This window comes from Corynebacterium sp. H113 (genome assembly GCF_037572315.1).
In the GTDB taxonomy this organism is placed as follows: Bacteria; Actinomycetota; Actinomycetes; order Mycobacteriales; family Mycobacteriaceae; genus Corynebacterium.
Window position 1 is genome coordinate 52497 of sequence record NZ_JBBHKZ010000001.1, and the last position, 20479, is coordinate 72975.

Sequence of the window (20479 nt, forward strand, 5' to 3'; positions counted from 1 at the left end):
TGGCGGTCAAGTGGGGGACTACAGGGTATGATGGTCTAAGGTTATTATTTTGGCTCAGGACGCGAACTTTCAGTGCACTCCCGAGTTTTATTGTTGAACATAGAAGGAGACCTGCTCCACGTGACTGCTAGCGAGAAGCAATATGATGCGTCATCGATCACCATTCTCGAGGGGTTAGAGGCCGTCCGTAAGCGACCGGGCATGTACATCGGTTCTACCGGTGAACGCGGTCTGCATCACCTGGTGTGGGAAGTAGTCGACAACTCAGTCGATGAAGCGATGGCGGGCTACGCTACCAACGTTGAAGTCACCTTGTTGGAAGACGGTGGCGTTGAAGTTATTGACGATGGTCGTGGCATTCCAGTTGAGATGCACCCATCCGGCGCACCGACTGTGCAGGTAGTTATGACGCAGCTGCACGCTGGCGGCAAGTTCGACTCTGATTCTTATGCAGTCTCGGGCGGTTTGCATGGTGTGGGTATCTCCGTTGTCAACGCACTTTCAACGCGCGTTGAGGCACATATTACTCGCGATGGCTACCAGTGGATTCAGAAGTTCAACAATGCTCAACCAGAAGCATTGGTCCAGGGTAAGAAAGCTCGTGGTTCCGGAACGGTCATTCGGTTCTGGCCAGATCCAGAAATTTTTGAAACCACTGATTTCAACTTCGATACCATCGCTCGACGCCTCCGGGAGATGGCCTTCCTGAACAAGGGGCTGACCATCACGCTCGTCGATAAGCGAGTGTCGGAAGAGGAGATCGAGAAGGAAGAGCTCGCTGAACAGGCTGAGCTTGAGTCCGCAGCAATCGCAAAGGATGCGACTGAGGCGGAATCCGAGAAGGAAGAGAAGGAAACCAAGAAGCGCGAGAAGCGCAAGGTTTACCACTACCCGAACGGTTTGATCGACTACGTCGATGCGCTGAATAAGTCGAAGACGATTATTCACCCGACCATCGTGAGCTTCGATGCTGCAGCAGAAGAGCACGAAGTAGAAATTGCCATGCAGTGGAACTCCGGCTACTCGGAGTCCGTGCATACCTTCGCGAACACCATTAATACGGTCGAAGGCGGTACGCACGAAGAGGGCTTCCGTTCTGCGTTGACGTCGTTGATGAACCGCTATGCCCGCGAGCACAAGCTGCTGAAGGAAAAGGAAAGCAACCTCACTGGTGAGGATTGTCGCGAAGGTCTCGCAGCTGTTATTTCCGTCCGCGTTGCAGATCCGCAGTTCGAGGGTCAGACGAAGACGAAGCTGGGCAACACCGAGATTCGTTCGTACGTGCAGCGCATGACCAACGAGCACATCGGTCACTGGCTCGAGGCAAACCCAGCCGAAGCGAAGACGATCATTAATAAGGCTATTTCGTCGGCGCATGCTCGACAGGCGGCGCGAAAGGCCCGCGACCTGGTTCGTCGTAAGTCTGCAACGGACTTGGGTGGATTGCCGGGTAAGTTGGCGGACTGCCGCTCGAAAGATCCTTCGCAGTCCGAGCTCTTCATTGTGGAGGGCGACTCCGCAGGTGGTTCCGCAAAGTCGGGCCGTAACTCGATGTTCCAGGCAATTCTTCCTCTGCGAGGCAAGATTCTGAATGTTGAAAAGGCCCGTCTGGATAAGACCCTGAAGAACGCCGAGGTCCAGGCGATCATCACCGCGCTGGGTACCGGCATTCACGATGAGTTCGATATTTCGAAGCTGCGGTATCACAAGATTGTGCTGATGGCAGATGCTGACGTCGACGGCCAGCACATTGCGACGCTGCTGCTCACCCTGCTATTCCGATTGATGCGTCCGCTCATTGAAGAAGGTCACGTCTACTTGGCGCAGCCACCTCTCTACAAGTTGAAGTGGGGTAAGGGCGAGCCTGGTTATGCGTACTCGGATGCCGAGCGCGATGAGCAGCTCGAAATCGGATTGAAGGCAAATCGCAAGATTAACCAGGACGATGGTATTCAGCGTTACAAGGGTCTCGGTGAAATGAACGCCGCCGAGCTGTGGGAAACCACGATGGATCCAACAAACCGAGTGCTTCGCCAGGTTTCTTTGGAAGATGCCCAGCGTGCGGATGAACTGTTCACCATCCTCATGGGTGACGATGTCGCTTCACGACGGTCGTTTATTACCCGCAACGCCAAGGACGTTCGATTCTTGGATGTCTAGTGTGAACTAGGCCTTAGAGCAAGTAGCACCTTTGAGCAGCAACGCCACTGTGGGCGTTGCTGCTTTTTGTTTCTATTTTTTCTATGTTCGGGACCGTTGAAACGCTGCGGTTTGGCCAGAATACGAGACCTGCGATTTCCAATCGGTTCGGTAGCTCCACTGCAGCCCATGAGAAAAACATGCGTCCTGGGCTTTTGCGAAAAAGGATCGGGCTGCATAGGAGCTACCGAGCCGATTGAATGTGTTAGATACTCGCTCATTCGAACTTCGATAAGACCAGTTCAACATGCATTGATTATTGGTAAAACCCAATCATAGGCACAAATGAAAAATCAGCCAAGCCCCACTATAGGACTGGCTGATCATTTACTCTTCCAGCAATACTCGTGCAATATTCGTATGCACTTTGGCAATTGCCACCATGTATCGTCGCCGACGGCCTCAATAACCACCGAACACAACATAGTCACACCGAAGACAACATTACTCTCTTGTGGCCAATGTGAAAAGACGGGTTCCGCTACCCACGGCTGACCCAGCCAAGTTGTCAAATGTCTCATTTCTACAACAAAACCGTTATTCTATCCGCTATGACTCGACCAGATAGCGAATCTCGGCGCCCGGGCATGATGTTTAACGGTGAGCCTGCGGAGAAGCCATACATCGTCCGTCAGCAGCTCGCTGATGGTTCGGTTACTCCTATGGCGCTGCGGTGGCCGGAGGGACAGCCTCGCGGGATCGTCGTTATCTGGCCTGGTTTCGGCATGGGTTCTCGCTACTACCGTCCAATGGCAAAGGAGCTCCAAGAACGAGGTTTCTCTGTCCTGGTGTCTGAGTTGCGTGGTCAGGGAAGTCAGACGGCGATCGCTTCTCGACGAAGCAATTGGGGCTACCACGACCTTGCTAGCATCGACTACGTTGCTGCAGTTCGAGTGGCTCGTCGTGAATTCGAGACGGACGGCAAGAAATTGCCACTCTATTTCATGTGCCATTCCATGGGTGGCCAGATTGCATCGCTCTATGTGTCCAGGCCAGAAGCTGATGTGGACGGAGTTATGACCATTGGATCGGGCACCCCGCATTACATTCGCTTCTCTGGTCGAGAGAAGAAGCGTTTGATTTGGGGCGCTCCAGTGATGCAGTACGTGTCGTTCATTTTCGGCTATTGGCCTGCTGGGCGGCTTGATCTAGCACGATATGGCCGTCAGGCTGCCAATCATGTTCGTGAATGGGCAGGTTTTGCGCGAACCGGTCGAATTCGTCCGTACCGAGCTGACCAAAACTACGAGCGCGAGATGCTGAAGGTCAGAACCCCCATGCTCATGGTGACTTGCGGTGGCGACCGCGACTGCCCACCAGATTCAGCAATGGACTTGGCATCACGTCTGCCAAAGGCCGCCGCATTTGAGTTCATCGAACGCCGACTAGGTCATAACCGCTGGGCGCGAGAGCCAGAAACCGTTGCCGATCGTTTCGAGCAGTTCATCGACGATATCGCCCAGGGAAAGCACAACCCTAGCGTTCCAACGCCGAAACGACACGACTAAGTACCGCAGCGAACTCGTCATTCGAGCTGGTCAACGGCTCCAAACGCGTGATCGTATCGACAATGGCACGATTACGCTGCCCCCGCGACCTATACAGTTCAACCCCGCCAATTTGCGCCGAGGTGACAGCCGCCACGGCCACCAATGCGGGCATTGATCTGATGGTCGCCCCAAACTCATCACAGATGACATCTGCGATGACAAGTACGTCATCAGCGTTCATGGATGCCTCCTACTGACCACGGCGAACACGGGCGCTCAACGCTCGAAACTCGGCAACTTCAGCTCGCGCCAGCTCTTGCAGTTCAGCAGTGCGCACTGTTCGTGCTGCCTTCTCGACGATCGCCCGCGCAGCAGCTTCCTGTTTTGACACGCCTTGCGCTTGAGCAAGGAGAGTCAGTGCGGTGTCTTGTTCTTGGGTTAGTCGCAACGTCATGGCCATAGCGCCGAGAATACGCCAGAAACATACGCTGTTGGTATCACCTTGGTATCAGATTTGAGGCGTGCTCGTCGTAAAGCGGGCATCAGGAGCACGTAGAATGAAAAGGTCTGATCCCTAATAAAGGAATATGAGTGAGCGACAACAATAACGACGGCACTCTTGGTGGCGGTGGGCATCACGGAGAAATCCGGCCAATCGACATCAATGAGGAGATGCAGTCCAGCTATATCGATTACGCCATGAGTGTGATCGTGGGTCGTGCGCTACCAGAAGTGCGCGACGGCCTGAAGCCGGTGCATCGCCGCATTCTGTATGCAATGTTCGACAATGGTTACCGGCCAGAACGCGGATACGTAAAGTCCGCGAAGCCGGTTTCGGACACCATGGGTAACTACCACCCACATGGTGACGCCGCCATTTACGACACCATGGTTCGCATGGCTCAGCCATGGTCCATGCGCTACCCGCTGGTAGATGGCCAGGGTAACTTCGGTTCGCGTGGCGACGACGGCCCTGCAGCAATGCGATACACCGAGGCCCGTCTGACACCGTTGGCAATGGAGATGGTTCGCGATATTCGCGAGAATACCGTCGACTTCCAGCCAAACTACGACGGTCGTACGACCGAGCCTGTGGTGATGCCATCGCGCATTCCACAGCTGCTCATGAATGGTTCCGGCGGTATTGCCGTCGGTATGGCAACCAACATTCCTCCGCACAACCTGAATGAGGTTGCCGCGGCTATTAACTGGTGCCTGGATAACCCAGAGGCAGATGACAAGACGGCTTTGGAAGCTGTCATGGAACGCATCAAGGGACCTGACTTCCCAACGGCGGCACTGATCGTTGGCGACAAGGGCATCAAGGAGGCGTACACCACGGGTCGCGGTTCGATCCGCATGCGTGGTGTCACCGAGATTGAGCAGGAAGGCAATCGCCAGTCGATTGTCATCACTGAGCTGCCATACCAGGTCAACCCAGACCGCATGATCGCAAATATTGCGGATCAGGTTCGCGACGGTCGTCTCGCAGGCATTGCGTCGATTGAAGACGAAACTGACTTGAAGTGGGGCATGCGCATTGTCGTTAAGCTCAAGCGCGATGCAGTGCCACGCGTGGTACTGAACAATCTGTACAAGCACTCGCAGCTGCAGACCAGCTTCGGTGCGAACATGCTCTCCATCGTCGATGGCGTGCCACGCACGCTACGTATCGACCAGATGGTGCGCCTGTACGTCGATCATCAGATCGAAGTCATCATTCGACGTACTCAGTTCCGTCTCGATGAGAAGGAAAAGCGCGCTCACATTCTCCGCGGCCTGGTTAAGGCCCTGGACATGTTGGACGAGGTCATTGCCCTGATTCGCCGCTCGGCGACGGTCGACACTGCGCGCACCGGATTGATGGATCTCCTGGATATCGACGAGATTCAGGCAGACGCCATCTTGGCTATGCAGCTGCGTCGTCTCGCAGCTCTGGAACGCCAGAAGATCGTCGACGAACTCGCCGAGATCGAAGAAATCATCGCAGACCTGAAAGACATTCTGGCAAGCCCAGAGCGTCAGCGTCAGATCGTCAAGGATGAACTGGCGGAGGTCGTCGGAAAGTTCGGTGACGAACGCCGAACCCAGATCATCGCCGCAGATGGTGACGTGACGGAAGAGGACCTGATCGCGCGTGAGAACGTAGTTGTCACGATTACGTCGACCGGTTACGCCAAGCGCACCAAGGTTGATGCGTACAAGGCTCAGCGACGTGGCGGGAAGGGCGTTCGTGGTGCGGATCTGAAGCAGGATGACATCATCCGTCACTTCTTCGTCTGCTCGACGCACGACTGGATTCTGTTCTTCACCAACCTTGGTCGCGTTTACCGTCTCAAGGCATACGAATTGCCAGAGGCAACGCGTGCGGCACGTGGTCAGCACGTTGCTAACCTTCTGGAGTTCCAGCCAGGCGAGCGTATCGCCGAGGTCCTGCAGATTCAGACCTACCAGGACAGCCCATACCTCGTCTTGGCAACGCAGTCCGGCAAGGTGAAGAAGTCTCGCTTGGAGGACTACGAATCTGCACGCTCTGCCGGCCTTATTGCTATCAACCTGAAGGATGGAGACCGTCTCATCGGTGCCCGCCTGTGTGATGCGGACAATGACCTACTGCTCGTCTCCGAGCGCGGTCAGGCGATCCGCTTCAGCGCTGACGATGACGCACTGCGCCCAATGGGCCGCGCCACCGCTGGTGTCCAGGGCATGCGCTTCAAGGGTGACGACAAGCTGCTGTCCATGGTTGTCGTTGAAGAGGATCACAACTTGCTCGTTGTCACCACAGGTGGCTTCGGTAAGAAGACCAAGCTCAGCGAATACACGCCACAGAAGCGTGGCGGCATGGGCGTACTCACCCTGAAGTACGACCCGAAGCGAGGTCCGCTGATGGGCGCACTGGTTGTAGACAACGACGCGGAAGTCTTCGCTGTCACCACCGCAGGCGACATCATCCGCACCCGAGTCAACGAGATCCGCGCTACTTCGCGTGCAACGAAGGGCGTGGCACTGGTCAAGCTTGCACCAGGTAACGAAGTCCTCGCTATCGACCGCAACGTTGAAGAGGAAGGCGAAGAAACCGCATCTAAGGTTTCTGAAGCTGGCACTCTGGACGTGGTAGCTGCACGCGCTGGCGGAGTCTCCGCGGATACCAACGTGGATTCCCCGGCCGTGAACCCAAGCGACGATGCAGATGATGCTGACAACGCTGACAACGAAGGCAAGGAGTAATCCACATGTCTGATGCGACTGACACGCACCTGACGATTCGCCAAATCAGCCCCTGGGCCGTCATGCGAATCTCGGCAGCGGTCGGTGTCGTAGGTTTCCTGGCGTGGATGATTGCCGTAGGCCTCATTTACGTCGTCCTCGAAGGCATGGGCTTCTGGAACCGCTTCGCCGAGCTTGTCGGTGGCGACGGCGGCGTCTCAGCTGGTCTGGTCTTCGGCCTCGGCGCAGCAATCGGTGCTCTCTGGATGGTTTTGGTTACGGCCCTGGCTACCCTCGGCGCGATTGTCTACAACGCATGTTCCGATTTCGTCGGCGGCATCAAGATTGCCGTCCGCGATACGGACTAGTTGGTACTGAGCTTCGTACCCAGCTTCACGACGGCACCCTCCTCAGCACTTCCTCCATCAATGAGGGAGGAGTTGGGGAGGGTTTTCGCTGTGTTTACGAACTATTTAGAGGAATTCTTTGTCCGTAGGCGGGGATGAGTGGAAAAGAGCGTCGTAAAGCGTGCTTCAATGATGCAGTAAATATGGTCTTTGACCTGGCGATTTGTGTTAAGCAAGCCGTTCGGGTTAAGTTATATCCCGGTTCAGGGCCTATAGCTCAGGCGGTTAGAGCACTTCGCTGATAACGAAGGGGTCGGAGGTTCAAGTCCTCCTAGGCCCACCCCGAACTGATTTTGTTCAGACAGAACAGTCTGATACAATCTTCTTGTTCGGTAAGGGGCTTTAGCTCAATTGGTAGAGCACCACCTTTGCAAGGTGGGGGTCAGGGGTTCGATTCCCCTAAGCTCCACAACTTCCCCAGGGATTCGCGAAAGCGGGTTCCTGGGGTTTTTGTTTTGCGTGAGTCGGTGGCGGAGGCGGTTAGGGGCCGATGCCTTGAGATTTCATCCTCTGGCCACTTATGACCGCGTGGACAACATTTCACGCTTTTTTCGGCGGATATTGTTGCTGGCACGGTCAACGGTCATAGGTGGCCGGTAGTGAAGTGTTTGGGCGGTAGATCGCGCTTGAGGGCTATGAAACAATGAAAAAGCGCCAGGCTCTGATCCTCGGATACCAATCGGAATCCGAACGATCAGAACACTGGCGCAGAGTAACGCTTCGTAGCTAACTCAACCGGCTAGCTAGTTTGCCCTACTTGTTGGAGCCTGGCTTTGGCTTCTTGACCTGAACTGGCTTTGGAGCCTTTGGCTTCTTTGCAGCTGCCGCAGAACCTGGCTTTGGCGGCTGCACGACTGAGGGCGAAACCTCAGCCTGGCTGGACACCTCGTTAACTACAGCGTCGTCAGCCTTATCGTTCAGAACCTTGTCGCCGGCATCGGTGCCTGGAGCGTCCGTTTCTGGGGTCTCTGGTGCGACTGGAGCGTCCGCATCAGCGATAACGGTTGGCTCTGCAGCCTCAGCAGCCTCGGACTCGGAAACGTTGACGTCCTCGTCAGTTACCTGCGCCTCAGCGGCCTTGTCTGCGTCAGCGACCTTGTCAGCATTCGCAGCCTTCTTCTCGGCGCGAGCAGCCTTCGCGTCAGCTGCCTTGGCAGCAGCGGTTTCCTTAACGTCAGCTGCCTTCTTCGAGACTGCGGACTTCACCTCAGTTGCCTTCTGCTTCACTGGGGTTGGATCCACTGGGAGCTTCTCATCCTTGCGGAGCTTCCATACCAGCGCTGCAATCAGGGCAGAGACGAATACGAAAACCAGGGTAGCGGTAGCGAGCCGGCCAGACTTCTCACGCTCTGCTTCCTTGCCGGAAACGCGATCCACAGCCTTCTGTGCCTTCGCCTCCAAGTCCTTGCGGGTCTTAGCGGCATCCTTGCGCAGCTGCTTCGCATCCTTGCGAGCCTGCTTCTTCGCCTTGCACGACTGCTTCGAAGCCTTCTTCTTGGCTTCCTTGCTCTTCTTCAGGCCGTCGTCAAGTAGAGCCTGGCGCTTCTGTGCAACAGCATCGCGCTTTTCGGCAGCTACCTCACGAGCATCCTCCGCGAACGCAGTTGCCCGCTTCTTAGCTTCGGCATTGCGCTCGGCGGCAAGCTTCTTGGCTTCCTGAATGGTGTCGTACAACTCGACCTGCTTCTTTGCGCGGTACTCGTCGTACATCGAGTAAGCCTGCTTCGCCCCTGCAAGAGCGAGAGACAGCGTCTTGGTGTTCATTAAACTCTCCTGACGTGTTTCGCTTTCTGTCGCAGTAAACGACAGACAGTTACCTACAACAATATGCGGTTTCCGGGAACAATGTTCGTCTAAGTGAGGCATTCGCAGCACTCTTGACACACTTGTAATGCACAGTTCACCCAACCACGACTTAGATCCATGACTGTGAACGCCCTTTTCGGCGAGCTTTACGACGCAAAATCCCGAGGAAGTACTCACAGTCGAAAGTAAAGGTAGGTATCGTTGGCGACGTGACTATTAAGACTGCAACCGCAACCATGCACACCAACCACGGCGACATTGTCATCGAGCTGTTTGGCAACCATGCGCCAAACACCGTGGACAACTTCGTTGGCCTCGCTGAGGGAACCAAGGAGTACTCCAGCCAGAACGCTGCAGGTAATGACTCCGGCCCGTTCTACGATGAGGCGATCTTCCACCGCATCATCGCTGGCTTCATGATCCAGGGTGGCGACCCATTGGGCACCGGCACCGGCGGACCTGGCTACATGTTCGACGACGAGATTCACCCTGAACTGCAGTTCGACCGCCCATACTTGCTTGCTATGGCTAATGCAGGCAAGCGCGGTGGCCGTGGCACCAACGGCTCGCAGTTCTTCATCACCGTCGTTCCAACCCCACACCTGAACGGCAACCACACCATTTTCGGTGAGGTCACCGACGAGGCATCCAAGAAGGTTGTCGACGAAATCGCTCGCGTCGCTACCGACCACTGGGATCGCCCACTGGAGCCAGTTGTGATTACCTCGATCGATATCGAGAAGTAAATACCTGGTAGTTCGTGAAGTGGCGCTGCTAGATCATCTCTGGCGCTCAACTTTTTGACCGCATGCACCTTCGGGTGTGTGCGGTTTTTTCGTACCTGGGTACGGGGTCGTACGTGGACAGGGGACTGCGGTCAGGGCTTGAACCCTCATTCGAGTCTCAATGTGTACTTTAGGGGCAAACGGGGGGATCCAGTAATTCCACATATACACAACCCTGTGGATAACTTCCTCCACTATTGCGCATGATTCGACGGCGAGATTCGAGCTGGCAGAGTCAAAACTATCCACAGATTGCCTTATCCACAGTTGTCCACAGTAGAGTCCACAGATGTGGATAATCTCAAAGTTGTAATTTACGAAAATCTGTGCGAATGCGTGACAAATCGCGTGTATACACAGTGTTATCCACCATTGTGAGTAAATTCTCAATTTTGTGCACAGAGTTATCCACAGGCTGTTAATAGTGTGGAGCGCGCTCCCAGTGGCTCAAATCCCACAATTCCACAACTTGCGGCCTCAATTCTTGCAATTCACTAGCAGTGAGTTATCCCCAGTTATCCACAAATTACAAGCTTGTTATCCAGCATTTTGTGGATAACCAACAGATACTGTTAATGCTTCTTTGGTCGGAAATCTACGCGCTAAATGTGAGATTCAGGGGGTGCATAGGGGGCATCCGTTTTTGTGCCGTAAACCGCGCTACATCCGCTAAACCAAGGAATTCGCCGTATCGGAACTACAATTTCGCGCTCCGCCAGCTGTGAAACTACCCGGATATACAAAAATCCCCAGGAAGAACAGATTGCTCCGTTCTAACCCTGGGGAAGGGGGCGTTACGCCGTGAAGATCTACTTCCAACCCATCGTCATCAACAATCCGATGATGAACAAACCGAAGCCAATCAAGTAATTCCATACATTTAGCTCAATCATGAATGGAATCTGCGGGCCAGCGATGTAGTACACAACCAACCACAGTAGACCTGCAAGAATGCAGGTAAACATCAAGATCTTGTACCAGAGTGGAGTCTGGGTGCTGTTGATCTTGACAGGCGTGCGGCTGACACCGGTTGAACTTGCCTGTGAGTCACCCGAGTGGTTTACCTTTGCCTTTGGCATTGCGCCTCTTCCGTCTTTCGTCAGTAAATGTAGAGCAGCACCCGTATCTAGCCATCCAATCAGATGTCCATTACCTGCTACCCAGTCACGTATCAGGAACCAATCTAGCAGTATGATTCTGTCTCATGCGCATCCTCGTAGTCGATAATTACGACAGCTTCGTCTTCAACCTGGTTCAATACATCGGTCAGCTAGGGGAGACTGTGACTGTGTGGCGTAATGATGATGAGTCGCTACAGAATCCTGGCGACGTCGTCAAGCAATTCGATGCAGTATTGCTGTCGCCGGGTCCGGGTGCACCTGCGAACGCGGGGCAGACGCCGGCTATGGTGAGGGCGTGCACGGATGCGGGTATCCCGACGTTGGGTGTGTGCCTTGGGCATCAGGCTATCGGTGAGGTTTTTGGTGCTGATGTTGTGCGTGCCGACGAACTCCTTCATGGTAAAACGTCGCAGGTCACACACGATGGCACGGGTGTGTTGCGTGCGGTGCCGAGCCCGTTTGTGGCGACTCGATACCACTCGTTGATGGTGGATCCAGCCACGCTTCCCGACGAGCTCATCCCAACGGCATGGACTGCGTCGGGAATGCTCATGGCCATGCGCCATCGCGATGTGCCAATTCACGGCGTGCAATATCACCCAGAGTCAGTATTGACGCAGTTTGGTCACCGCATGCTGGCGAACTGGCTGACAGAAGCCGGGGGAGAGTACTCCGAGGAATTGCTGCAGGAGCTAGAAAAGCAGCAAGCCGGATACCAGCGAGCTTTCGACGACGTTGTCGCGCAAGCGTAGCTAGCAACCGGCTGCAGCGGGGAGAGCGGAGAAATTATCTCTGCTGTGTTTCCCTCATTTAGTTTCCTCCGCCCAGGAGGTCATCAATGATGTTTCCGCCAGGCGGTGGCACTGGGTTCGGTAGTGGTGGCAGTGGGATGTCTGGTTGGTCCGGCGACGGCGATGGTGAAGGGCTTGGCGTCGGAGTTGGCGCCTGCTTGTAAATCACCAGCGTGACTTCACCGTCCTTCGTCAGAGCACCATTGGCTGATGGGCTCGACGACTGAACCTTGCCGACCTGGCCAGAATCCTGGGTGTCAGTTTCCTGTTCGTTAATGTTTCCCGTGAAACCAGCCGCGCGGAGAATCGACTCAGCTTCGGAGCGGGTCTTGCCATTGACATCAGGCATCTTGATTTGGTTGCCCTTCGACACCTGCAATTCAACCGTCGTGCCAACGGTTAATTCCTGACCGGCCTGTGGAACAGCAAGCACACGACCTTCCGGCTCCGTGGAATCAACCTCGGTGACCTGGACGACGAACTTCATCGACTCCAAGGTCGCGCGCGCAGAATCAAGCTTCTGACCCGCGAGATTAGGCACCTTGTGCATCTCGATGCCCGACGACACAGTCAACGTCACACGAGTGCCCTTGGATACCTGCGAACCAGCAGCAGGGGACTGCTCGATCACGTGACCACGTGGGATTTCCTCGTGAGGCTGCTCCCGCAGTACCGGATCAACTTTCAATCCGGCTTCTTCCAACAGTTTGCGAGCTTCCTCAGCCTTCTTGTCACGCACATCTGGCACATCGGTGATCTCCGGTCCCGATGACACATGCAACGTCACCGACGAACCCTTCTGCACATTCGAACCAAACGCTGGATCAGTACCGATCACGAAGTTACGCGGAATTTCAGGATCTGGAGTGTCTTCTCGGTCAACAACAAAACCTGCATCTTCCAGTACCTTTGTTGCTTCTGCTGCCGACATTCCCTTCACTTGCGGGATTGCCAGCGACTGGCTTTGCGACGAATCCGTGAACATGCGATACGACACATATCCCACCGTGCCGACAAGCAACAGTGCAACAGCCGACCATGCCGCAAGAGCGCCAGCGGTGGCCTTCTTCTTGGTGCTTGGCGACGAATCGTCGACAGGTGCAATGTCGCCACCAGCATCGTCGCCAGCATTATCGCCGCTGTCGTAGCCGTTGTAGTCAGCTGGTGCGACGGCGGTGAGGTCGTCACCGTTGCTACCGTTGCCATTCCCACTGCCACCGGCAAAATCGGCATCAGCAGCTGGGTTTGAGCTGGCGCCTGCCATGCCTGCACCTGCTGCAAGACCTGCTGCGCCAGCACCGAGAGCACCAGCGCGACCAGCATTGCCATGCTGAGGTTCGAAAGTCGTGGTTGGAGAGTTGCTGCCCGCAAAACCATCCAAGTGCGGACGAGCTGCCAACGGAACCTCGCCGTTTGCTACCCGACGGAGATCGTCGGCAAGATCGCCGGCGGTGTCGTACCGCTCGTCTGGATCCTTCGCCATAGCCGTGAGAAGAACGGCATCGATGGCGGTGGCATCGCGATCGGAAAGGCCTTGGATGAAGTCCGACGGTAGCGGAGGTTCATCCTGAACATGCTGGTAAGCGACCGAAAGTGGAGTTTCACCAGTAAACGGAGGCTCGCCAGTGATGGCTTCGAAAAGTACGCAACCCACGGAGTAAATGTCAGAACGAGCATCGGCTGGTTTGCCGCGTGCCTGCTCTGGCGACAGGTACTGAGCGGTACCGATGACTGCAGCCGTTTGCGTCATGGTGGTCGAATCACCGAGCGCGCGGGCGATGCCGAAATCCATCACTTTCACGACACCAGTGTTCGTAATCATGATGTTCGCCGGCTTCACATCGCGGTGAATAATGCCAGTCTGATGCGAGAAATTCAGGGCATCGCACACATCCGCCATGACTGCAGCGGCGCGCTTCGTGTCCATTGGACCTTCACGACGAACGATGTCGCGAAGCGTCTCACCCTGCACGAGCTCCATCACGATAAAGGGAACCGTGCCCAGCGGACCGTCGGTCTCGCCGGTGTCGTAAATGGCAACGATGGCCGAGTGGTTGAGCCGAGCCGCGTTCTTTGCCTCGCGACGAAAGCGTTCGAGGAAGTTTTCATCCCTCGCCAAGTCGGCGCGCATCTTCTTAACTGCGACCCTGCGTCCGAGAAGAACGTCGTCGGCGGTATACACATCGGACATGCCACCGACGCCGATAAGCTCGCCGAGCCGGTAGCGGCCGGAGAGTAGTTCGTCATCGCGAGACATGAGCCATTTCCCTTTCGATCCTAATAACGTGTGATTCGTCAATTATTGCTGGTCGATAGCGCATTTCTAAAATGCACCGCCGATCGTGGAGACCCCATTGCCCAAGGCTGCGGGGTCTGGAACTGCGTTCGGCAGTAAATCGTCGAGGGACGGGAGATCATTTCCACTATTCCCATTGCCACTGTCGCTATTGCCGCTGTTCCCAGTGGAGTCCGTTCCGTCACCAGTGGAATTATCGGGTGCAGGCACTTCAGTCTCAGTGTTGCCGGAGTCGGTGCCCGAATCCTGATTGCCACCCCAGCCCGTATCACCAGAGCCGGTGTCGGTGTCAGTGCCAGCTCCCGTGTCGCCGCCGGTTCCCCAGCCACCATCAGTGCCTGAGTTGTCATTCCACGAGTAACCAGGATTCTGATCTTCCGTGGTTTGTTCCGTCGAGGACGTGGAATTGTCCAGGCCTGGAATTTCGTTGCCTTGCAACATCGAAATGACAATCGCGACCGCAGCGGCCAATAGTGCTAACAGGATGAATAGGACTGCACAGCCCAGACCATTTTTCTTTTTGTGTACAGGTCGAGGCGTTGGTCGAGCTGATGGCCGGGGAGCCGGACGCTGTGCAGATCGGGTCGCTGGGCGTGGCGCCATCGGACGAGCGGCAGTGTGTGCCACGCGCGTGTTCGTCGTTGGGCCGATGCCTGGAGCCCGAGTTTGCATGCCCGGACGCGTCATTGCACCGAGCTCACTCGTCGCAGGATTTGCCGCGTTCGACTGTTTGTAGACAGTCGGTTGCACACCCTTTGGCTGTGGTGGACGCGAACCATTGCGTACCGCTCGAACAGCACGAGCTAATTCGCGACCATCTGCGTACCGGCGCTGCGGATCCTTCCGCAACATGATTCCTACGAGCTCGCGAATGTGCGGATGCACCGTTGGAGGAAGCGGCTGAGGCGGTTCGTTAATATGCGCCACTGCGACTGCCACGGTGGAGTCACCTTGGAACGGTCGTCGTCCAGCGAGCATTTCGTAGGCAACACAACCGAGCGAATAAATATCCGTTGACGGCTGTACCTGCTTACCCTGCGCCTGCTCCGGCGACACATACTGGGCGGTGCCGACGACCATTCCCGTGCGAGTCAACGGCACAGCTTCGGCTGCCTTCGCGATGCCGAAGTCGGTGATCTTCACCGTGCCTTCTGGGGTGACCAAAAGGTTGCCCGGCTTGATGTCACGGTGAATCAGATTGGCGGCATGAATCGCGGACAGACCATGGGCGGTCTGTTCCACAACGTCAAGCGCTAGGTGCTCGGGGAGGGTCGTGCGGCGACGCAAAACCTCGGAGAGAGACTCGCCACGAATGAACTCCATGACGATGTAACACGCGCCATGACCTTCAGCGGCGCCCTCTTGGTAAGTGTCGATACTGACCACATTTGGGCTATCGACGCTGCGCGCCGCCGACGCTTCATTTCGGAAACGCTGGCGGAACTCTGGGTTGTCGCCGAGCTCTTGATTAAGAAGCTTGATTGCTACCTGGCGGCCGGCAGCCAAGTCCGTTGCCAGCCAGACGGTGGACATGCCACCGCGGCCAAGGAGCTTCTCGATGCGATACCTATCGGTGCCAACGATGTGTTGTAGCTGCGCGATATCCATGATTATCGACCCGCGCCTTCAACGGCCGCGATAAGCTCGCGACCGACGGGACCTGCAACAGACGAACCGGTTGCACTCTGGCCCTGTCCGCCACCGCTCTCGACGACAACTGCAACAGCAACGTCGGAGTCAGGTGCAAACGCGATGTACCAGACGTGCGGTGCGTACTCGCCACGAACTTCGCCATGTTCAGCAGTACCGGTCTTGGATGCGATGTGTCCGCCATTGCCACCGGAGTAGCTTTCCGACGCACGCATCAACTCAGTCAGCATTCCCGCCGTATCAGGATGGATAGCTTCGTTGACTTCCTTTGGCTTGGTTGCCGACAGCTCCGACATGTCGCGACCCTGCACGGACTTCACCAAGTGAGGTTCCATGCGCTTGCCACCATTGGCAATCGTCGCAGCAATCACCGCATTATCCAGGGGCGTGAACTGAACGTCACGCTGACCAATTGCCGTCATACCTAGGGCAGCATCATCTGGAATTTCACCGAGTACAGACGCATCCTGGTTGATACCGAGGTTCTTGTACGTCTCGCCGATACCAAATCGCTCTGCGACGTCACGCAACGAATCAGCACCATTATCGATGGCAAGTTGCACGAAAGATGTATTGCATGACTTGGCGAAAGCGTCGCGAAGTGTGGTGGTGCCACCACAAGAAGAGCCACCGTAGTTCTCCAACGTGGTTGCGGTTCCAGGCAGAGTAATCGACGCAGCACCGGTGACTGAGGTGTTCAAGTTAGCGCCGTTTTCGATGGCGGCGATACTGGTGAGCACCTTGAAGGTTGATCCCGGTGGGAGTGGTCGCTGTGTTGCATGGTTCAGCAGGGGAGCATCCTCGTTAGCGTTCAAGGAGCTCCACGCGTCGGCGTCGTTTGCTGCGATGTCATTTGGGTTGAACGATGGCGTGGATGCCATAGCGAGGATCTCGCCAGTCGACGGGCGAATAGCAACTGCCGAACCAACGTAACCACGACTCGACAGCGAATCATAAGCGGTGCGCTGAGCCTCTGGGATCAGAGTTAGATCGATGTTTGCGCCCACGTTTTCTTTGCCGGTCACCGCATCCCAGGCGCGGGTGGCAAACAGGGAAGCGTCGGTACCGTTGAGGATGTCGTTTTGCGACTGCTCCAAACCCGACGAACCATACGTGTCTGACAGGTAGCCAACGACTGGGCCGTAGGTTTCCGGACTGGAATCGTAAAAGCGGTTGTAGTACTTGTCTTCGTCCCGCTCAGAGCGTGCGATGACTTCGCCACCTGCAGTGATCTGACCGCGCGGACGCTGCTTGTCTTCCAGGAACTGGCGGCTATTCAGCGGATTATGCGCGTACTTGTCCTGCTGGAATCCCTGCAGCCACGTGAGGTTTGCAAAGAGGAGGAACAACAGTACGAAGGTGAAGATCAGAACTTGTCGGATGGACTTGTTCACTATCGATTCACCTCCGGGTTCTGGTGCATGTGTGGCTGGTTTTGCTGTGGCTGCTGGATGGCGTTTCCTGCTGGGTTAGTCATCGGATGCGCAGGGGACGCAATCGCTGCCGGAGCTGCCGTTCCGGTCGTTGCACCCCACGGGCGCCGTGCCGAATCAGAAATTCGAAGCAAGATGGCGATCAGGATGTAGTTCGCCAGCAAGGATGAACCACCGGCGGACATGAATGGAGTTGTCAGACCGGTCAGTGGCATCAGCTTCGAGATACCCGCTGCAACAACGAAAACCTGAATGGCAATGGTCAATGCGAGGCCGGAAGCGAGGAGCTTGCCGAAAGAATCGCGCACCTGCATTGCGCTGTTCATGCCGCGAGCAACGATGACCGCGAACAACAAAATGATGGCGACAAGACCCGCGAAACCAAGCTCTTCACCGAACGATGCGAGGATGAAGTCAGCGTGCGCGACTGGCACATTCTGCGGGTAGCCCTGACCCAAACCAGTGCCAGTAACACCGCCCCAGCTCATGCCGAACAGGGCCTGCGACAGCTGGTAACCATTGCCGTCGAAGCTTGCGAGCGGGTCCACAAAGTGCGCGACGCGGTCCTGAATCTTGGCAGACACCTGGTACACACCAACGCCACCGACAGCGACCAGCACCAGACCGATGAGCAACCATGAACCACGAGCCGTCGCAATGTAGAGCATGCCCAGTACGGTGCCGAACAGCAGCAGTGCCGGGCCGAAGTCGTTCTGCAGCGCCATGATGACAAGCGCGATTCCCCAGACGACGAGGATCGGGCCGAGGTCACGAATGCGCGGGAAATCGATGCCGAGGAAGCGCTTTCCAGCGACGTTAAATAGCGAGCGCTTATTCACCAACAGCTGCGCGAAGAAGATGAGCAGCAAGACCTTGGCGAACTCGCCAGGCTGAACCGAGAACGGTCCGATAGAGATCCAAATTCGCGCGTCCGCGTTAATTGGCGATGGCCACACGAGTGGCAACGCCAACAGGAACAAGCCCAACAAGCCCAGGAGATAGGAGTATCTGGATAAGGAGCGGTGATCACGCAACATGATCATGACACCGGTAAACATGGCGACACCCAATACCGTCCACATGATCTGGTTACGAACCAGACCCGTGTCGTTGGCAATGTCGAGGCGATAGATCATGACCAAGCCCAAGCCGTTCAGCGCAGCCGAAACGGGCAAGAGCACTTGGTCAGACCACGGCGCGAAAATGCGCAACACCACATGGGCGACACCGAAGATAAGGATGAAACCACCGAGGATGTACAGCATCTCGATGGTCACTGTGTTCTCCTGAGCGAGCTCGAGAGAAACGAGAGACAGCAGAGTCAGACCGCCAGCGAGCATCAGCAGCCAGAACTCCCGGGCACGCCCCGGACGCTTGACATCAGTGTTGTCCTTACTCACTTGTCAGTCACCTCCCGACAGTTCTCGCCTGGAACCGAGCCAGTGGCAAGGTTCCCTTCGGCCGCATCCTGCTGTGCTTCCTTTTCGGTAGAAGCCTCTGTGGTACCGTCCTTCTCGGCATTCGCTGGGTCATCGACACCTGCAGCCGTCTTCGGCTTCACTTGAAGACAGATAGGCAACGCCTGCTCGGCTAGCCGACCAATTTGATTGCGCACGCCGTCGTAAGAATCGGCTGGCAACCCCTCGATCTGCGAGCGAGCTGCAGGGGAGAGGTCGTCGGCACGCATGAGATGGCAGTTCGTCTTCTCCCGAGGAGTGTTCGGGTCCGGCAACTTGATCTCGTTCGTATCTGACAGGCAGATGTATTGATGGTGACTGTTGAGCGAAATGCCCAACAAAGAACCAGGAACGCCGTGCATGACCTGAACCGTGCCATCGGCAACCGCCAAGTGATACATCGACTCTTTCTTTTGCCAGCCCCACGCGCCGAGACCGGCGATACCAGCAAGCAGAAGCAACACAACTGCGGCGACAAGCCAACGGCCGCGTGACTTGCCGGGGTTCTTCACCGGCTCAGCGGTGACTGCAATGGACTGTGAAGCGCGGGGGCGGAAGGCCGCGGCACGACCAGCGGCCGTGTTCGGGCGAGGAAGTTCCTCTTCCAAACTGGTGAGAGCTCCGGCGAGCGAAGGCTCGGTCGAGGTCTGCTCGGAGCTATCTACGACATCAGCGATGACGATGGTCACGTTATCCGGGCCACCAGAACGCAACGCCAAGTCGACGAGACGTGCTGCAGCCTCGGCTGGGGTGCCCTCTGCGAGGGCTTCGGCGATTGTTTCATGTGAAACGGGATCCGACAGGCCATCAGAGCACAGAAGATAGCGATCGCCCTTACGGACTTCGCGATACTGCAACGACGGTTCTACCGGGCGGCCAGTCAAGGCCTTCAAGATGAGCGACCGCTGCGGATGCATCGATGCTTCCTCAGCGGTGATCTGACCTTCATCCACCAACGACTGCACATACGTGTCGTCGCGAGTGATGCGAATCAGCTCGCCATCCCGCAGCAAGTAACCACGTGAGTCGCCGACGTGGCAGAGACCTAGGCGATTGCCGTCGAAAAGCAGAGCAGTAAGTGTTGTCCCCATGCCCTGCGTCACCGGGTTGGCTTCGATCTCCTCGGCAATAGAAGCATTGCCCTCGGCACAGGCGAGTGCGAGGGCATCGAGGAGATCCGCGCCGGGCTCATCGGCATCGAGCTTGGATACCGCCGCGATCATGAGCTGGGAAGCAATTTCGCCAGCAGCATGGCCGCCCATGCCGTCCGCAAGAGCGAGCAGACGTGGGCCAGCGTACGCAGAATCTTCGTTATTCTGTCGGACCAAACCGCGGTCGGACAGAGTGGTGTAATTCAGTGCAAAACTCACGGCTGCAACCTCAACGTTGTTCGACCGATACGGATTTCCATGCCTGGTTGTAGCTTCTCCGGCTGCTCGACGCGCTGGCCATTCAAGAACGTGCCATTGCGGGAGTCCAGGTCTTCGAGGTACCACTCGTTATCTCGGTGAAGGAGACGAGCGTGGTGGGACGACGCGTAGTCGTCATTAAGAACGAACGCAGAGTCATCGGCACGGCCGATGGTGATGTCCCGCTGATTGTCCAAATTCATACGCGAACCAGCAAGTGGGCCAGCAGTTACCAACAGCTGGCGAGGCACTTGTGGCCGGTGGAACGGATTTCCCCGCGTTTGATTTGGCAGGGCAGCACGAACTGGCCGCAGACCTGACGCGGCGTTTGCGTCAGCGCGAAGTGCCCGCATGGTCATCCAAATGAAAAACCACAGAACGACCAGCACGCCAATGCGTGACAGCAGGAAGACGATCGCCTCCACGTT

General features: G+C 56.3%; 16 protein-coding genes and 2 tRNA genes. 8 read left to right on the plus strand and 10 right to left on the minus strand.

The window, feature by feature from the left end; translation table 11 throughout:
* Window positions 1-120: 120 nt before the first annotated feature.
* Window positions 121-2160, plus strand: a complete 2040-nt coding sequence (gene gyrB / locus WG938_RS00235; RefSeq protein WP_339976383.1) for a DNA topoisomerase (ATP-hydrolyzing) subunit B — start codon at window positions 121-123, stop codon at window positions 2158-2160.
* 590 nt (window positions 2161-2750) lie between these two features.
* Window positions 2751-3707: an alpha/beta fold hydrolase gene (locus WG938_RS00240; protein WP_339976385.1), complete on the plus strand. Its 957-nt coding sequence runs from the start codon at window positions 2751-2753 to the stop codon at window positions 3705-3707.
* Here WG938_RS00240 and WG938_RS00245 read toward each other — a convergent pair.
* Together WG938_RS00245 and WG938_RS00250 are read right to left on the minus strand one after the other, a co-directional pair.
* The gene (locus tag WG938_RS00245) at window positions 3676-3930 is read right to left on the minus strand and encodes a hypothetical protein (RefSeq protein ID WP_339976387.1); all 255 of its coding nucleotides are present in this window, start codon (window positions 3928-3930) and stop codon (window positions 3676-3678) included. The genes WG938_RS00240 and WG938_RS00245 overlap by 32 nt on opposite strands.
* Before the next feature lie 9 nt (window positions 3931-3939).
* On the minus strand, window positions 3940-4149 hold the full coding sequence (locus WG938_RS00250; protein WP_339976389.1) for a CopG family transcriptional regulator: 210 nt from the start codon (window positions 4147-4149) through the stop codon (window positions 3940-3942).
* Window positions 4150-4361: 212 nt separating this feature from the next.
* Here WG938_RS00250 and gyrA point away from each other — a divergent pair, with 212 nt between their 5' ends.
* The 4 genes from gyrA to WG938_RS00270 all read left to right on the plus strand — a co-directional run bounded on the left by gyrA (window position 4362) and on the right by WG938_RS00270 (window position 7712).
* The gene (gyrA, locus tag WG938_RS00255) at window positions 4362-6917 is read left to right on the plus strand and encodes a DNA gyrase subunit A (protein ID WP_445228161.1); all 2556 of its coding nucleotides are present in this window, start codon (window positions 4362-4364) and stop codon (window positions 6915-6917) included.
* Between the two features lie 5 nt (window positions 6918-6922).
* Window positions 6923-7264 carry a DUF3566 domain-containing protein gene (locus WG938_RS00260; RefSeq protein WP_339976393.1) on the plus strand — a complete coding sequence of 114 codons (342 nt, stop codon included), beginning with the start codon at window positions 6923-6925 and terminating at the stop codon, window positions 7262-7264.
* A 245-nt stretch (window positions 7265-7509) separates the two neighbouring features.
* Window positions 7510-7583: transfer RNA gene (locus WG938_RS00265), tRNA-Ile, on the plus strand.
* 56 nt (window positions 7584-7639) lie between these two features.
* Window positions 7640-7712 (plus strand) — tRNA-Ala (locus tag WG938_RS00270).
* Between the two features lie 344 nt (window positions 7713-8056).
* Here WG938_RS00270 and WG938_RS00275 read toward each other — a convergent pair.
* Window positions 8057-9067, minus strand: coding sequence for a hypothetical protein (locus WG938_RS00275; protein ID WP_339976395.1), 1011 nt, complete (start codon window positions 9065-9067; stop codon window positions 8057-8059).
* Window positions 9068-9345: 278 nt separating this feature from the next.
* Here WG938_RS00275 and WG938_RS00280 point away from each other — a divergent pair, with 278 nt between their 5' ends.
* Complete coding sequence (locus WG938_RS00280; protein WP_445228162.1) at window positions 9346-9855, plus strand: peptidylprolyl isomerase; 510 nt, start codon at window positions 9346-9348, stop codon at window positions 9853-9855.
* An 848-nt stretch (window positions 9856-10703) separates the two neighbouring features.
* Here WG938_RS00280 and crgA read toward each other — a convergent pair.
* The gene (crgA, locus tag WG938_RS00285) at window positions 10704-10973 is read right to left on the minus strand and encodes a cell division protein CrgA (RefSeq protein WP_339976397.1); all 270 of its coding nucleotides are present in this window, start codon (window positions 10971-10973) and stop codon (window positions 10704-10706) included.
* Window positions 10974-11098: 125 nt separating this feature from the next.
* Here crgA and WG938_RS00290 point away from each other — a divergent pair, with 125 nt between their 5' ends.
* Window positions 11099-11767 (plus strand): aminodeoxychorismate/anthranilate synthase component II, encoded by a 669-nt coding sequence (locus tag WG938_RS00290; RefSeq protein WP_339976399.1) that lies wholly within the window; start codon window positions 11099-11101, stop codon window positions 11765-11767.
* Between the two features lie 58 nt (window positions 11768-11825).
* On the opposite strand, the gene pknB is transcribed toward WG938_RS00290, so the two are convergent.
* From pknB to WG938_RS00320, 6 genes are all read right to left on the minus strand, one after another.
* Window positions 11826-14063, minus strand: coding sequence for a Stk1 family PASTA domain-containing Ser/Thr kinase (gene pknB, locus WG938_RS00295; protein ID WP_339976401.1), 2238 nt, complete (start codon window positions 14061-14063; stop codon window positions 11826-11828).
* 66 nt (window positions 14064-14129) lie between these two features.
* On the minus strand, window positions 14130-15710 hold the full coding sequence (locus WG938_RS00300; RefSeq protein WP_339976402.1) for a serine/threonine-protein kinase: 1581 nt from the start codon (window positions 15708-15710) through the stop codon (window positions 14130-14132).
* 2 nt (window positions 15711-15712) lie between these two features.
* Window positions 15713-17146 carry a penicillin-binding transpeptidase domain-containing protein gene (locus tag WG938_RS00305; RefSeq protein ID WP_339976404.1) on the minus strand — a complete coding sequence of 478 codons (1434 nt, stop codon included), beginning with the start codon at window positions 17144-17146 and terminating at the stop codon, window positions 15713-15715.
* Window positions 17146-18525, minus strand: a complete 1380-nt coding sequence (locus WG938_RS00310) for an FtsW/RodA/SpoVE family cell cycle protein (RefSeq protein WP_339976741.1) — start codon at window positions 18523-18525, stop codon at window positions 17146-17148. Before WG938_RS00310 ends, WG938_RS00305 begins: the two co-directional genes overlap by 1 nt.
* A gap of 56 nt (window positions 18526-18581) precedes the next feature.
* Entirely contained in the window at window positions 18582-20012 is a 1431-nt protein-coding gene (locus tag WG938_RS00315) for a PP2C family protein-serine/threonine phosphatase (protein WP_339976406.1), read from the minus strand.
* Window positions 20009-20476, minus strand: coding sequence for an FHA domain-containing protein FhaB/FipA (locus WG938_RS00320; RefSeq protein ID WP_339976408.1), 468 nt, complete (start codon window positions 20474-20476; stop codon window positions 20009-20011). The genes WG938_RS00315 and WG938_RS00320 overlap by 4 nt, the downstream gene beginning before the upstream one ends.
* Window positions 20477-20479: the final 3 nt, after the last annotated feature.